Source organism: Photorhabdus namnaonensis (assembly GCF_001684335.1).
GTDB classification, from domain to species: Bacteria; Pseudomonadota; Gammaproteobacteria; order Enterobacterales; family Enterobacteriaceae; genus Photorhabdus; species Photorhabdus namnaonensis.
In genome coordinates this window covers 55,280-71,035 of the sequence record NZ_LOIC01000083.1, presented here as the reverse complement: position 1 = coordinate 71,035, position 15,756 = coordinate 55,280, and the positions used below count along the sequence as shown (strand labels likewise).

At 44.7% G+C, this 15,756-nt stretch carries 13 protein-coding genes; all 13 read right to left on the bottom strand.

Annotated elements, in window-relative coordinates:
- Positions 1–198: 198 nt before the first annotated feature.
- Positions 199–516 (bottom strand): helix-turn-helix domain-containing protein, encoded by a 318-nt coding sequence (locus Phpb_RS18350; protein WP_065391615.1) that lies wholly within the window; start codon positions 514–516, stop codon positions 199–201.
- Between the two features lie 102 nt (positions 517–618).
- A complete protein-coding gene (locus Phpb_RS18345; protein ID WP_065391614.1) occupies positions 619–1,566 on the bottom strand; it encodes a BsuBI/PstI family type II restriction endonuclease in 948 nt (315 codons plus the stop codon).
- Complete coding sequence (locus Phpb_RS18340) at positions 1,563–3,032, bottom strand: Eco57I restriction-modification methylase domain-containing protein (RefSeq protein ID WP_065391700.1); 1,470 nt, start codon at positions 3,030–3,032, stop codon at positions 1,563–1,565. Before Phpb_RS18340 ends, Phpb_RS18345 begins: the two co-directional genes overlap by 4 nt.
- A gap of 120 nt (positions 3,033–3,152) precedes the next feature.
- Entirely contained in the window at positions 3,153–4,268 is a 1,116-nt protein-coding gene (locus tag Phpb_RS27600) for a VasL domain-containing protein (protein WP_075489537.1), read from the bottom strand.
- A 159-nt stretch (positions 4,269–4,427) separates the two neighbouring features.
- Complete coding sequence (locus tag Phpb_RS18330) at positions 4,428–5,189, bottom strand: hypothetical protein (protein ID WP_065391613.1); 762 nt, start codon at positions 5,187–5,189, stop codon at positions 4,428–4,430.
- A gap of 576 nt (positions 5,190–5,765) precedes the next feature.
- Positions 5,766–6,257, bottom strand: coding sequence for an Hcp family type VI secretion system effector (locus Phpb_RS18325; protein WP_065391612.1), 492 nt, complete (start codon positions 6,255–6,257; stop codon positions 5,766–5,768).
- A gap of 1,025 nt (positions 6,258–7,282) precedes the next feature.
- Positions 7,283–8,017, bottom strand: coding sequence for a hypothetical protein (locus Phpb_RS18320; RefSeq protein ID WP_065391611.1), 735 nt, complete (start codon positions 8,015–8,017; stop codon positions 7,283–7,285).
- Between the two features lie 190 nt (positions 8,018–8,207).
- Complete coding sequence (locus Phpb_RS18315; protein WP_065391610.1) at positions 8,208–8,672, bottom strand: cytochrome c oxidase assembly factor Coa1 family protein; 465 nt, start codon at positions 8,670–8,672, stop codon at positions 8,208–8,210.
- Between the two features lie 762 nt (positions 8,673–9,434).
- Positions 9,435–9,899, bottom strand: coding sequence for a cytochrome c oxidase assembly factor Coa1 family protein (locus Phpb_RS18310; RefSeq protein WP_065391609.1), 465 nt, complete (start codon positions 9,897–9,899; stop codon positions 9,435–9,437).
- Positions 9,900–10,034: 135 nt separating this feature from the next.
- Positions 10,035–12,713, bottom strand: a complete 2,679-nt coding sequence (gene tssH / locus Phpb_RS18305) for a type VI secretion system ATPase TssH (RefSeq protein WP_065391608.1) — start codon at positions 12,711–12,713, stop codon at positions 10,035–10,037.
- Between the two features lie 3 nt (positions 12,714–12,716).
- Positions 12,717–13,505: an OmpA family protein gene (locus Phpb_RS18300; RefSeq protein WP_240492605.1), complete on the bottom strand. Its 789-nt coding sequence runs from the start codon at positions 13,503–13,505 to the stop codon at positions 12,717–12,719.
- Positions 13,456–14,988 carry a type VI secretion system contractile sheath large subunit gene (gene tssC / locus Phpb_RS18295; RefSeq protein WP_065391607.1) on the bottom strand — a complete coding sequence of 511 codons (1,533 nt, stop codon included), beginning with the start codon at positions 14,986–14,988 and terminating at the stop codon, positions 13,456–13,458. The genes Phpb_RS18300 and tssC overlap by 50 nt, the downstream gene beginning before the upstream one ends.
- Positions 14,985–15,455 carry a type VI secretion system contractile sheath small subunit gene (gene tssB / locus Phpb_RS18290; protein ID WP_065391606.1) on the bottom strand — a complete coding sequence of 157 codons (471 nt, stop codon included), beginning with the start codon at positions 15,453–15,455 and terminating at the stop codon, positions 14,985–14,987. Before tssB ends, tssC begins: the two co-directional genes overlap by 4 nt.
- Positions 15,456–15,756: the final 301 nt, after the last annotated feature.

Genomic DNA, 15,756 nt, shown 5'->3' with positions numbered 1-15,756 from the left:
TGCCTGATTTCTCTATAAAATATAACTTTTGGTTATATTAAATATAGTTAATAAATATATTACAACAGCGTTATTAAAAGGAATTAAATATAAAGATCATAATTTCTCAATATTCTCTATCAGAATAGTTTAGATCTTAACTTTATAACAAATAATCCACTTATTAATAAAATCCTTGCCAGATATTTATTATAATATTTAGGAAATTTTTATTATTTTATCTATCGCGACAGTCACCACACCTTCGTGATAACTAAATTCAAAATTCCAACCAAGCCGATTTAGCATATTGAATAATTTATCAATAGTGTGGTTTTCCAGCTTTCCATTAATGATTTCACTAATTCTCGCTTGAGTCGTTCCCAAAAGCTCCGCCGCTTTTACCTGACTTAAACCACGCTCCTGAATCATCTTGCGGATGATCACCATTAATTGAGCACGAATATGTTTATCATTTGCTTCGTTAGGATTATCGCTGGATGAAGCATAAGGGTTTTTCGTTACTATAAATTCCATAATCTCCGCCTTAATTAGTACAGTGCCGGTAAGAAAACAATATCAAGAAAGAAAGTATATCAAATTTGATATAAACGCAAGATCTATCCAAACACGGTACACTCATTCATAAGGACCAAGGAAACGCACCCCGTTAAAATGAATGAGATGAGATGGTGCATCTGCAACCCACACCTCACTCTCCCATGAAATTTCACCAAGATAGCGGCTCATAATACTTCGGTTCGGAAAGGCAGTAACGTAGACCAGACCAGCTTTAGATCCAGCAAATAATTCGGCAAGCTCGGCATGCCGCTTGCCATCAACTGGGCCATGACTAGTGACAGACTCAACCAACAACAACCAATTTTTCGCAGTGTAATGCAGTACCACATCCGGCATCTTACCGTGTAAATCTACATCAACACCCAACCCAGATAACAATACAGAGTCGAAGTAACCCCATTTATCGCCAGTATCACCAACGTAAACCAACACACCATCCGGCGCAAAGCGTGGGGCAAAATCCTCGATAATGGCCCGAATCAGCGTGCTATGCTCTCCGGGGCTGAGAGCAATCTTCCTCCCCGGAGCAATCTCAACAGGAATACGATTCTGTTCACGCTCTTTGGCATAACGGGCGATCAACGTTTCCCGCTCGGCCAGATAGGCTGTTAGGTTGTCATACCACTCAGGCATACCAAAGGTTCGTAACAAAGCTAAAGTAGCGGGTTCAATCTGATAAGCCGCCTTGGGACTGTTCACTGAGCGATCGGGTTTATCTGGATTGTAAAGGGCAATACCCGCATGACAGAATTGATGCATAGTCTGACGGCGAAACGTCTCGCGGGTATTCGGCGCGTATTCTTTGTTATAGAACTCTCGTACCCAATTCATGATGGGTGTGATGCCCAAAAGCGGATTTTCCGCAGTAGCCCACGCCTTACCCGGCGTGAGGTTTAATAGGGCCAACAGACACAAAGCAGAACGCTCATTCTGCTGTGCACGCGGCAACCCCAAAGAAGTGATGATCTGACACGCAGCTTCGATATAGTCGTTTTTGTCGTTCATTTGATTAGGCTCCCTAATTTGGCATCAATCATAACTTGCGTGAGTTCTCCTTGCTGCATGGCCCACTCGCCAAATTCAATCAAAGTGTCGCGGCTCGGGTACTTCATCATCTTGAGGTCAGTTGCATTAACCTGAGTATGACCGTTGAAACGTCGAAAATTCTCATCAACAGCGGCCGTGTTCAGAAACAGAGCCAAACCACGGGCCAATCGTTCGGGTAAACCATGCTTGTTCTCATGGAATAAGTTCAAATGGTTCTCGAAGCCCAGTACGGGCGCGTCGCCAAATGTATCTGGTTCAACCACATTCGCCATGACTCGACGCTTTTCCTCTTTGGACGAAAAACGCCGTACCACGCAGTAAAAACCGCTTGGGTAAAGCCATTTTTCAGTGTCAGTGTTGCATTCAATAGCGTTAGGCTTTTTCATACCTTCGATGGGCCATCGAGTAACGTTGCTGCTGAAATGGCCGGGGTAGAGTAAAGGCGCCGTCCCCGGCCCTGGCATGCTGCGCAGGTGTGCTTTCAGCCGGAAGTCAACTACAGGCCCAGTAGATACCTTGATACCAAGGTCAGCCAGCGTGTAGCGGATCGCCGAGGATAGCTCAAGGGGGCTTTTTTCCGGCGACGTGGGCACATGGATAAATTGCTCGGGATCATCCGGGAATACAATCCGATCAAATGGATACTCATGGGTAACAAGATCAGTGAAAGTGTCATCGGTCGAGGTTGATACCGTTACTGGCCCTTGCTGACCACCACACTCAAACCGAATAATGATGTTTTCCTGCAAAACCTCATCATCTTTGAATACCTTGTTGCGCGATCCGAACAAATGCATATGTCGGATAGCGGCACGCTCTAGAATGAAATTACGGAACGGGCGGTAATAGGGTCCGTTGCAGAAACTGCGCGGGATGATCGCCACAATCTGCCCTCCCTGCACCACCTCAGACACGGCAAGCGCCACAAAGGCCGAATAGAGGTTTACTGTCTCAATACCAACACGGCGCAAAGCCAGTCGATGCGCTGAATTGCTGTTGATCTTCTTGTAAGGCGGATTAAGGATCGCATGTGTATAGCCTTGCCCCTGCTGACCTTCGGTAGTTGCCAATTCGATATAATCACCCACGATGATACGCGGCGTGACACAATTGTATCCAGCCAAGTACTGTGACAGATAACCACACAGGTTGTCATCAATCTCGTAAGCCGTCACCTGGGCGGACTCAAAGTCAAAACCGCCCGCCACCCATCGATCAAGGAAGGCACACGACAATGCTCCCACTCCGGCTCCCGCATCTAATAGACGGCAGGTACGCAAGGTGCTAGGCGGAAAAAGGGATGCCATAAAACGGGCTATGTTAGCAGGGGTCATAAATTGACCGAATTCAGCCTTGCGTTTCTTAGTAATCCGGGGAGCAATCTTACGGCGCACACTGTCTGTGGTGTCTAATTGTTGGAGCATTATCATATCTGGATAGTGAGTTTCGTTCAGTGTAAATGATACACCACCAAGCAACAACGAAACCTGATTTTACATCAATATGTCTTCTACACCGTTTTAATTTCTTAACCCGCCACAAACTTACCCTCCTACTTTCAACAACAAATAATAGCGATTCAGCAATTGATTGAAACGGGTATTAATTTGCATCAGTAATGCCAGCGATACAGTGCCGCTCTTTTTTTGTTCCGCCAATTGACACAGTAACTCCTCTAGTGGCGGAGTATTCGCCAACGGTTGTCGAATACCAAACACCATAGACTTCAATTCAGAACCGGTAAGATAACAACCACGTTTCTCGTCCAATGCGTCAAGTCGTTCTGTCAGATGTTGCAAGCGTAATTGAGCCTGATGGTAATTCTCCAACGCCTGCATAGGCAGTGCCGTCGCCTCACGCCGGTGTAACCACTGATTTTGCATATCTTGTACTGCCTGGCTGGCCGGCCACAATGTACGTAGCTGTTGTAATAACTGAGAACCATAATTCAAGGGCCACAAGGCCGGTAAGTCGTTTAAATTTGTCAATTGCGCACGACTCGCATCCAACGTTTTATCCTGTAATCGGCTCAGTAGCGCCGCATTGTCCGATTGATGTAATTCGGCAAGTTGAGCCGGCGGCAGTGTCCGCGGTAATGGATAGGTCGTCGCCAGCAAAGCCTCAACCAATGGGGACGGTTGTTGCATATTGTCCACCAGCCAACCACCTGTCACCACTAACGCCGCCAGAATGTGGTCAAAATCAGTCCGGTTGACCTCTGGATAGCGTGACAAACTGTCCCGCATTTTTGCGCCGGTCAGCCACTCCAACGCGGCTTTACGGCTGCTAGTCCGACTGGGCAGCAGGGCTTCACCAAAACGATCCACCAGCCCGGCCAATAGCGCCAACCCTTCTGCCAGACCGCGCTCCCCCTCACAATGCAGACGTGCCCACACATAGTAGGTCGCCACACGGACATCTTTACATTTGGTGGTCAACAACCTTTCCGCCAGTTGACAAATCAGAGCGGTATCAATGCCGCTGATTTTGTTGACCTCCTCCCGCATATGCTGAAAATCGTCGTCATAGACCGGATCATTACCTGTGGGCGCATCGGAACTAATGGGTAACAACCAGTTTTCCCACAGCGCCGCGTTCTGCCGTGCTTCTGCAAGTGCATCGCGTTCAACAAAACAACTCGCAATTAGCTGTTGCAGCATTTTTATATTCTCCTTTAATGATGAATATCTCTGTCAGCCACTGGGATTCTGCTCATTAATAAAGAGACAGAAATAGCTTCACCATCGCTATTGAGCTGATTACTCAAGCGAATTACACCTTTAAACATCACAGTCCCTATATTATTAAGAGTAAATTTTTCACATTTCCAAGGTAATAATATTGCCTTGATTATTAGATGCCGCCCGTGAAAGAGACTTGATGATTTTTACCAGATCTTCTCTGGCAATAAATTTCTTCGAAAATACGATATCGATTTTCTGATTTAAATAAATAGCGATCAGCACACTGTTTTCACGTTCCTCAACCTTATTAATACATCCATAAGGCAAGAAAATCGTTTTACTCAACGCGGTCGGTGTTAACAAAAAGCCATCCTCTTCCTCGGCAAAGAAACAGCGATCTTCTGTTTTACGATATGAAATGTAATGCATCGCCGCTATCATCAAACAAATATTAATCGCGCCATGAATTAACATCACCAGCGTCAAACCACCAAAAATACACGCTTTTTTCCGATACCTGTCCCGTACAAAATAAACAGCGGAATCAGGAACATGATTACCTTGATATTCAGAGAATGGGGATAACGTAACTCTCTGAATTGACAGCAAACAACCAATAAAATAAACCGCGCCAAATGGAAAGAAACTCGACACAATAAAAGAGCTAATTTTTGCATACTTTGGCATTTTGAGAATTACGAATAAGTTAACCACCTCCAGCAAAATAAAAACCACCATCAAAGCATCCACTACTGATGATTTATCAACAAGATATTGTTCTCTACAAGAGAGATCAGAATAATCAGCACTAAGTACTGTTATTATCGCCAGAAAGACGAAACAGGTTGATACATTAATAGCCAAACCTATCCAAGCTATTTTATAGATCTGATTCACAAAAACTCCCCAATTTACACAAAATTACATATCAAACAGATAAATTTATATAAAACTTTACATTGGATAATTCGCGACTGAATTTTCCAAAGGTAAGCAATCTATTAATATCTATACGACTAGTTATAGATAATTCCGAGTACTACTCGGTAAGTCTTTAATTGAGTTGTTTTACTCCATTCTATTACTTGAATCAGTAATAGTAGTAATGGCTTGCGAAACATCCATTATCTGGCAAAACCCTTCCATTCTCTTTACCGACTCCCTCATCTAATGAATTGGCCTTTATTTCTTTCAGCCTCTTTCTTGTGAATCGGCGAATATTGAGATTCGTAGGATCAGAGAAACCTAATACCGTAAAAATCTCCTCGGCCAATTTAACTGTAGGTCTGGGCCTTTTTAGGCGGCGATAATATGTGCTGGGGGCAAAGCTACGACCATGCATCGCCCTCGGTAAAATTTATTTATCTAGTGAAGGTCATCCCTCCCGGTTTCCCATTTAACAGGCACCGCAACAACTCGGCGCCTATGAGATTAATCGGGCTGATATCCCTTCGTACTCAGACCATCAACTCATTACGCCTGATTGCGCTCATTCCACGCATCAGAGTGAATGATATTGCCGTCCTTGTACGTCCAGGTGATTTTCTCGTAGCGAAGCTCAACACGTTCCAGATGGTTGTGCTTCTCCTTGGTAGGATCTTTGATGTCATGCATCAGCGGAGCCATTTTCACCACCTTCACATTATTCAGATGAGTGATGAAATAGACTTTCTCCTGACCGGCATCATCAATTTGGTACCACTTGAATTCCGCCGATTTCAGGGTTTGACCTGTCGTCACCGCCTTATACAGATACGGACTGGATACATCCATTTCTTTGGTGAACACCAGCGGCGCATGCACACGGGTACCGGTCAACTTGCCGGTATTGTTATCCGTCGGGATATACAGAGAATGTTCCAGCGCCACCACTTCGATACTGCCTTCCCGGTTATGTACATCCACCGAGCCTTTAATGTCGGCGCCGCCGTCATCTTTTAACCATAAATAGGCAGGGATTGCCATGCTTATGACTCCTCTATTGTCAAACGGGTAATGCCGCCCAATATCCGTGAATATCGGCGACGTCATTAAAACCCCAACCGAGTAACGCCTCGGTTGTTAACCCTGATAAATTCAGGGAACAATAAATTTGACACCGGCATTTCCTGACAAAATGGTTAACCGGAATAAAATAATCGCACAAGCCTGACAGACAACTGCAATTAATAGATTCAGTAATAGCATTCACCATGACTGAATAACCTGATTCTCCTCAAGGGTGCATATTAAAATCAAGCCTTTTTTTATCAAACCGCACAATTTGTTTAATAACAACGGAAAAATTCAGCATATTTAAACCAATCTTAAACGGAATGTCATTTGTTTGTGTAAATATATAGAATTAATTTACACAATATGATATCGGCCAATTACCCTAATATTTATTCGTTTAAAAATCATGATAATAAAATATATTTTTATATTATCATCAACATCTTGCAAAACAAACAAATACAACACATGCATTATTCCACTATCATGATTAACACCCACCATTATAAACACTCAAATACACGTAGAAAAGAATGATTATCAATTATGTTATGCGAATGAGAATAGATTTCATTATTGAGAATAATTTCATCGATAATAGACTTCCTCTGATTCAGAGCAGCGATTATCCTGCCTCATCACAAAGCATTAAAAACAAATAGGAATATCATGATGATATGATTACAAAATATTGACTATCGGATGAATCACTGAACCCCATTAGATATCTGATAATAACCGGAGGATAATCGCCTAATAAGCATACCCGAAACCAGCCAGGGCCATAATATAGGAGAAACAGGCTCCTGCTGGATGGCGATTACGGGTTTATTCCAGCCCACATTCTTACCTTTATGGAAAACATTTGAAATAATCTGACAATGACATAGCGAAAACGATATTTTATCACTCAGAATAAAATCATCTTTATTTCATGGAATTATCCACTGCCGACCGAATGTTAATCTTACTTTTCAGATTATTGACCAAATAGTTCAACTAGCACCTACATTGACCTGCTGCCAACCATGTTGATCAACCACCACCTGTGTACAACTACTTAATAATGCGATATTGACCGGCGTCAGTGGTTCATTGGCATTTACTTTAAGAGAAGGCAATGAGCGATAAATGTCTCGCAAGTTTTCAGCATAATGGCTTGGCTGGATGGTAACTTTAGCGGCAAAAGGGACAAAATTATCACTACGCCCATAACTTTTCGGCGTTTCACCCTGCCTTAAAAAGGCAATGACTTTAGCTTCATTCGCTCGCCAGTCGGCTTCTCCATCAACAGCCGGCATCATCTCTGCATGTTGCATGACATTTTCGTAGTCATGCTTTGATTGTACCCATTTTAACGCAGCCAATACCGCGCGCTTACGTGCATCAACGATTGTCCCTTCTTCACATTTCTGCTCATCGTGTTTTACCGGATTTGCCACGCCATCCCACAAGTGACTATTAATCAGAACCGCAATGATTTCTCCTTTCGTTTTTGGTGATGCATATTCTAATATGTCCCCCTGACTGGCATTGATTTTCTCCATCAGTTTAACCCGCTCGTTTTTGTTATTGGGGATGCTTTTTAAATTAAAACTACCACCAGACATTGACACTTCTTTTACCGAAGCCTGCGGCTCCGCCTGAGTTTTCTTTTCATCTTTACAACCTGACAGGGCCAGTAATACTAAGCCTACTATCATCGGATTTACGGATTTATTCCGGTCCATACTCTTACCTTTATAGAAAACATTTGAAATAACCTAAAACCACATAGAGAAAACAATATCTTATGGCACAGAATAAAACACCATTGGCTCTACGTTGCTTAATTTCTCTTTTAAGAATGATTATCATTACCTTTCAATTAAATTAAATCGGTTTAAAAGAGTTTTAATCACACCATATAAAAAATAACCTTTATTTCATGGAATTACTGCCTGCCAGTAAATCTATCGATTGCCCACCGTCATCAGGCTGAACAGTAATACTTTTATATCGCCAATGTCCTGCATGTTTATCCGCATCAACATACACAGTGCCACCAGACCGATTTCCTTTAATAGCAATTTCGAATCCCGCGTCGCTCTCGCTAATACTGCCAGAAACAAACCAGCCCGCTTCAATAGGTTGGCCTAAAATACTTTTCACCGCGGGATTAGATTGTGCCAGCGATAAAGCTTTTTTATAGGGTTCCGAAGATTTTATTGCGGTCATGGCAATCATAAATATCCCCACGATAAAAACAGGCATAAAGCAGACAATCATCCATTTCCATTTACGCACCACCCAACTGCGTTTTTCAGAAAGAGAGGTTATTCCCGTCGTTGCTTCGTTATCCGATAAACTCCACTCTTTTTGTATCGTTACATTTTTTTCTTTCATCTCTTTAATACCTTTTCATTCGGGCGAAACGCCACGTTATCTTATGTTCGAATTTCTTATTCCATCAGATATAGGACAGAACCCTATTTACAGTTTTTTACAATTCATTTAGCTATTACTTATTTTCCTCTTTAATCGTGAAAGCAAAACCCATCGCCATTTCATAATGGTTATCATTATCCTTTTCTCATATAGCGACGTCACTGTTTTGTTTATTTAACTTTTTTACCCCTTTTTAAGGATCGTTCTATTCGGTTATTGGCATCTCCTTACAACCTATAGAAACTAGTTAGATTCAAAATTGTGTTTTTAGTTCAAAAAAAATTCATCACACAGAGAAAATTTTAACCCACAGATAAGGGAACAAACTTACCACGACTCCCATGAACCCGTGGCGCTTCACCTTGCCCAAAAAGGCAACCACTTTCGCCTCTCCCGCCTTCCAGTCATTTATTGCCACATCGGGATCTTTCTCTCCATCACCCGGTACTTTTATGCAAATTCTGCATCACATTTTCGTAGTCGCGTTTTGACCGCACTCATTTTAATACCGCCAATATTACCCGTTTACGCGCACTGAATACCGTCATGAATTCACCCTTTAATTCACGGTTACTGGCTGGACTCGCTACTTCATCCCAGAAATTAGTTTCAATTCCCCAACAACAATATGCCACGTCGAGGTAAAAAATAATGATTCTCAATTAGATAATGCGAATGAGAATAGATTTCATCAGCCAGAATAATCACAGATAATAATCTTTATTTCATGGGATTATCGACGGTCAATAAATCGATCAATCGCCCACCTGAATCAGGTTGAACAGTAATATTTTTATATCGCCAATGTCCTGCATACTTATTTGCATCAACATGCACCGTACCGCCAGACCGATTTCCTTTTATAGGAATGTCCAATTCCGCCTCTCTATCGTTAACACTGCCAGAAACAAACCATCCTGTTTTAATTGGCTGGCCTAAAATATTTTTCACAATAGGATTACTTTGTGCCAGCGATAAAGCTTTCTTATAGGGTTCCGAAGATTTCATTACGCCCATGACAATCGCAAATGCACCGACGATGAAAACCGGAATAAAGTAGATAGTCATCCATTTCCATTTACGCGCCAACCAACTACGTTTTTCAGGAAGAGAAGCTGTACCCGTCGTTGCTTCGTTATTCGATAAATCCCACTCTTTTTCTATCGTTACATTTTTTACTTTCATCTCTTTAAATACCTTTTCATTAGGGCGACATGCCACGTTATTTTATGTTCGAACTTGTTATTCCATCCGATATAGGGCAGAACCCTACACAGTTTCATACAATTTATTTAACCATTCTTTTCATTTAACCATGACTTATTTGTCCTCGATATCCAATGAAGCGACCGGTTCAATATCAGTAAAAACAAGAGTTATCCCCTCTTCTTCGTCGAAACCCAATGTCACGCCAGTAGGTTTATTGTGATGAGCCAAACGTTCCAGCAGCGCCTGTGATAACACCGGTAAAATTTGCTGGTTGAGCAGGCTATCGATATTACGTGCTCCACTGTCCGGCAACAGACAAGCATTCACCAAGGTGTCGCACAGGCTGCTTTCCACCGTGCAAGTCAGGCCATAATGGCGATGAAGACGTCGAGTAACTTGTTCCAGTTTGATTTCAACAATGCGTCTGAGCGCATCAGCCTGTAACGGGCGGTAAATCACGGTCTGAAAGCGAGCCAACAGAGCCGGCTGGAAGTGGTCACGCAGCATCGGATGCAACAGCTCATGCAACGCAGCATTCGGGGCGTCAGGTTGTTGCGCCAATAACGCCATCAGTTGATCACTACCCAGATTAGAGGTCATTAAGATTACAGTATGACGAAAATCGATTTCTCGTCCTTCGCCATCGCGCATAAAACCGCGATCAAACACCTGATAGAACAGGTTAATGACGTCACGATGGGCTTTTTCCACTTCGTCCAACAACACTACACTATACGGGCGTTTACGTACTGATTCCGTTAAGATCCCTCCCTGACCATATCCGACATAACCTGGCGGTGAACCTTTAAGCTGAGACACCGTATGCGGTTCCTGATATTCCGATAGATTGATAGTGATCAGCGAACGCGCCCCGCCAAACAGGTTATCCGCCAATGCCAGCGCGGTTTCGGTTTTCCCTACGCCACTCGGCCCAACCAACAGGAATACGCCCAATGGCCCCTGTTCCGGCGTTAATCCGGTTTTAGCGGCACGTAAACGTTGGGCGATTTCCCGTAGCGCCGTCTCCTGACCAATAACCCGCTCCCCTAAGTGGTGCTCCAAATGCAGCAAACCGGTCTGTTCGTCTTTCAACAAGCTACTTAATGGAACGCCGGTCCAATCAGCGATCACTGTTGCCACGGAACGCACATCAACATCCGATGACAGTAACGGCTGCCCTTGTTGTAATGTCGCCAGTTGCTGTTGCAACAGAGCTATATCATGCTGTCGGCTGATGTCCTGCCGGGCATCGAGCAACTGTTGAGTGAGCTGTTTTTCCTGTTGATACTGTTCATCCCGCTGTTGTTGCTGCCGGCACAGTTCATGGCGCTGCATTTCAATTTGTGCCAAACGGTCTGAATGATGGCATTGCCCTAGTGCAATATCTTCCAGTATCGCCTGTTGTTCTATCTCAAGTGCGGTCAATTGGGACTGGAGTTGCGTCAACGCCTCCGGTACCGTATCCAGGCTCCTTCTGACGCGTGCGCTGGCGGTATCCAGCAGGTCTACCGCTTTATCCGGTAGCTGTCGCCCGGTCAGGTAACGGCGAGATAAAGCAACAGCAGCCTTCACCGCATCTTCCTGAATATGTACGCCATGATAACGAGCGTAACGCGCTTTCAATCCACGCAGCATCAGGCAAGCTATCTCATCGTCCGGTTCATCGACTTTAATCGTCTGGAAGCGTCGCTCCAATGCGGCATCCCGTTCAAAATACTGTTTGTATTCCGACCAAGTGGTGGCGGCAATCGTGCGTAATTCTCCCCGCGCTAAAGCAGGTTTTAGCAGGTTAGCGGCATCAGCGCCCCCCGCCTGATTACCGGTACCAATCAGCGTGTGCGCTTCATCGATAAATAGCAGAATGGGGGTTGGTGACTGTTGCACCGCTTCAATGACGTTTTTCAGTCGCTGCTCAAATTCGCCTTTTACCCCCGCCCCTGCCTGCAACAAGCCTAGGTCCAGCATCCGCACGCTGACGGTTTTTAAGCTGTCGGGGACATTGCCCTCATCAATACGCAGGGCTAATCCTTCCACCAGCGCGGTTTTCCCTACTCCCGGTTCCCCCACCAGAATCGGGTTGTTTTTACGCCGACGCGATAGGATGTCGATCATCTGGCGAATTTCGCTGTCACGACCAAATACCGGATCAATGCCGCCCTCAGCGGCTCTGGCTGTGATGTCCAACGTGAATTTATCCAATACGTTCTGCAAAGCGGATGATAATGGCTGGGGATTTAGCGCATAGTTATCTGTGTCGCGATCCTCAATTTCAGCGATTGATCTATCCGCCGTCAGACACGCCGCTACCTGTATCTCCGGACGCTCGTCCGATTGTTGATCCAGTAATGGGCGCAAACGTTGTAGTTGCGTCACATTCAGATTGAGTAACGGCCAGGTATGATGGGTACGCAACCAAACCGGTTGGCCGCGCAGTACCTGCAAAAGATGCACTGAGCGAATAGATTCATTACCCTCTTCTAGCGAAGCCACACACCAAGCAACCTGTAACAAACTACGCAGATCGCCTGATAACCGCGGACGTTGATTGATGCTATGCGGCAAGCTGTTGATCGTAGTCAGCAGCGACTGCCACAGCGCATCCATATCCCACTCATAACGTCGAGCAATTACTGTAATATCACCTTCGCCGCCCTCAAGCAGCTTGAGCAACCAGTGCTCAACAGTGATCTCAGCATGCGCCCGTGTCTGGCAAAATGCAGCGGCAGCTTCCAAAGCCCGCGCGCAATAGGGGTTTAAACGGCACAATAGTGCAGTAAATACGGTATCCATAATTTAAGGTCCTAAGTTGTCATTTGTTTCTCTTTGTGGTCGCTGGCAGGCACCTACGTTCGACGGCATCAGACTGATTTCAACCCTACGGTTGACAGCACGCCCCGCTGCGGTGGTATTGGTCGCAATCGGCCGCGTCGCACCTTCACCTTTTACGACCAGGCAAGCCGGTGATACATCACTGGTTTGTAATATCCAATCTCGCACTGCTTTTGCCCGCGCCAGTGATAGCACGCTGTTTTTCGCAGCGTCACCGGTTGAATCAGTATGACCTGTTATCACCACCCTCCAGCCCGGTTTAGCTTTGATGTCGATTAATGCGTTCACCAGCACTTTGGCCGCTTCCGGCTTAAGACGTGACTGTCCAACGTCAAACAGTGACATGCTGCTCAGGTTCAATGTCTGCGGCAACGGTTTGCCGCTCTTCGGCACAGGAAGCGGAGATACCGGCAGCACCGCATGATTGATCACATCCATCAGCGGCGTATAAAGGCGATCACCTGAATACAGTCCTAACCCTAAGCGCACCGGTTCGCCGTCACGTTGATATTTCTCCAGCAACGTCCCATCAAGCTTGAGTTGATGGTAAGCCTGAACTTTCGCACTGTTATCTTTCACGTCAACTACCTGATAATGCTGTAAATCACTGCGTATCTGACGCAACAAGCGCAAGTTGTTCCAGGCACTGGAGGCCAATGCCAGAGAGGACGTAGAATTTTCATCATAACTCCCAATAAAATAATTACGATTTCGCTTTCGGCATCTGAGAAACCAGAGATAAATTGACGTCAATCCCTTCCACCTGAAAATGCGGCACCGCATACAGCTTGACTCGGAAGAATCCCGGATTGTCATCAATATCCTCAACCACCACATGTGCTTCACGCAGCGGATGAGATGCCTGCATGTCGTCAGTGGGATCATTCATCTCCGTTACCAGTGTGTTGATCCAGTTATTCAATTCAATTTCGAGCAGACGCCGATCTTTAGTGGTGCCGATGTTCTCCCGCTGGATCAGCTTTAAGTAATGGGCAATGCGTGATAGCAGGAAAATATAAGGCAGACGCGCATTAATGCGACTATTGGCCGTGGCTTCACCGGAGTCATACACGGCGGGCTTCTGCGTGGAGTGAGCCGAAAAGAAGCAGGCGTAATCGCGATTTTTGTAGTAAGAGAGCGGAATAAACCCTAAATTGGCAAATTCAAACTCACGGGTTTCCGGGATCAGCACTTCTGATGGGATCTTAGCTCGATAACCAGTACCCAGATCATAGAGAGAAATCGGTAAATCGGTGATAGCGCCACCGGCTTGCGGACCGCGGATCTGAACACACCAGCCATTTTTGACAAAACTCCTGACCATATTGACGGCAAAAGCAAAAGCGGCGTTGGTCCACAAATACTTATTGCGGTCCGGCCCTCTTGCTTCTTCGGCATAATTAAACGTTCGTACCGGCATACTCTTCGGACCATATGGCAGACGTCCCAACACTCTTGGCAGGGTGAGGCCAATATAACGGGCATCTTCGCTGTCGCGGAAAGATTTCCACTTGGCGTATTCGGCGCGTTCAAAATAGTGACCAATATCTTTCATCACCGCCACTTCATCCATGCTCTTTTTGCCAAAAAAGGCGGGCGCAGCAGCAGTAATGAATGGCATATGCGCCGCTGCCGCGACTTTAGCAATGTTGCGCAATAAGGCGATATCCTGCGATTCGGCACTAAATTCATAGTCGGCAATCACTGCGCCAATCGGTTCGCCGCCTGGTGTGTCATATTCCTGAATATAAGCGTGACGATAGAAACCGCTCTGAACAATTTCCGGGGTATCGTCAAAATCTTGCCGCAAATCATCCTTAGCCACATCCAATACTTCAATTTTGACGTTCTGGCGTAAATCTGTTCGATCAACCAGAAATTTTAGACCTCGCCAGGCAGATTCTATTCGCTGGAATTCTGGTTGATGTATCACCACATCCAGTTGGCGGCCAATTTTGCGATCCAATTTGCCGATCTCAAAATCCAGCAATGCTTTATCCAACTGCACCACTTTTTGAGCGGAGGCTTGCAGCAGATCGAGAAAAACGCTAACAGCCACGGTCACTCGTTCATCTTCCGTCACACTCGCCAATGCGTCGCTGTTATGAAAGCATGCAATATCACTTAATCGCTCCACCGGACGTAAATTGATCTTCTCAAACAAAGACGGGTAAACCCCATCGGCATGATGGTTTGCTGTCGCCATAGAAGATGTAGCCTGCTCTTGTACAGTCATTCAAATACCCTTAACTTAAATCTCGTGAAAATAATGTGACAATTACCTTTCTTGCGGCGACCTTTCTTGCAGCGTAAGTGCCGCCAATTCAGCTCGCGCAACAAATTGCGCATAGAAAGCAATGCTCGCAGTTGTGGAATTTGTCGAGCCACTTGCTCAGGCTCGAAGTCCTTTATTTGCCGGAAAATAAAAGCGATATTTTCTTCGCTCCCATCTCTGGCCAAGGTATTCTCCACTGTCAAATTAACCGCAGGGTTAAACTCAGCTAATACGCTGTCAAAATTGTTTTTATTTATAGAAACCTTTTCTCGTTCCGAAAGCGGACGCTGTTCCTGCCCGTTGCTGTAATCACCCATAACCAGCAATTTCAACGGCAACTCAACCTTTTTCCGTGCTCCACCGGTATGTAGATCCAATTTAATATTAATACGCGACTTAGGAACTTCATTTTGAAAACTTGCAGTCATTGATAACTCCTTACTAGCAAAAATAGGATAAAAACATCATGGTTATGGCATGATATTTTTATGGAATAACACGCTTTATCAAATAGTTACGAATCGATAATTAGACAGACACCCAATATGAGGGAACGAATAATGGCACCTTAATTGACGAACGACTTAACAAAATCAACCTTTATACTCACTCTAATGAAGGAATTATTGTAGATAACATCCAACAAAGAAAAAATTAAGCTTACATGATAATAAAAGAGCAAACATCAACAGAAGTTAAACAATAATTAATTAAATAAAAATAAGTAAA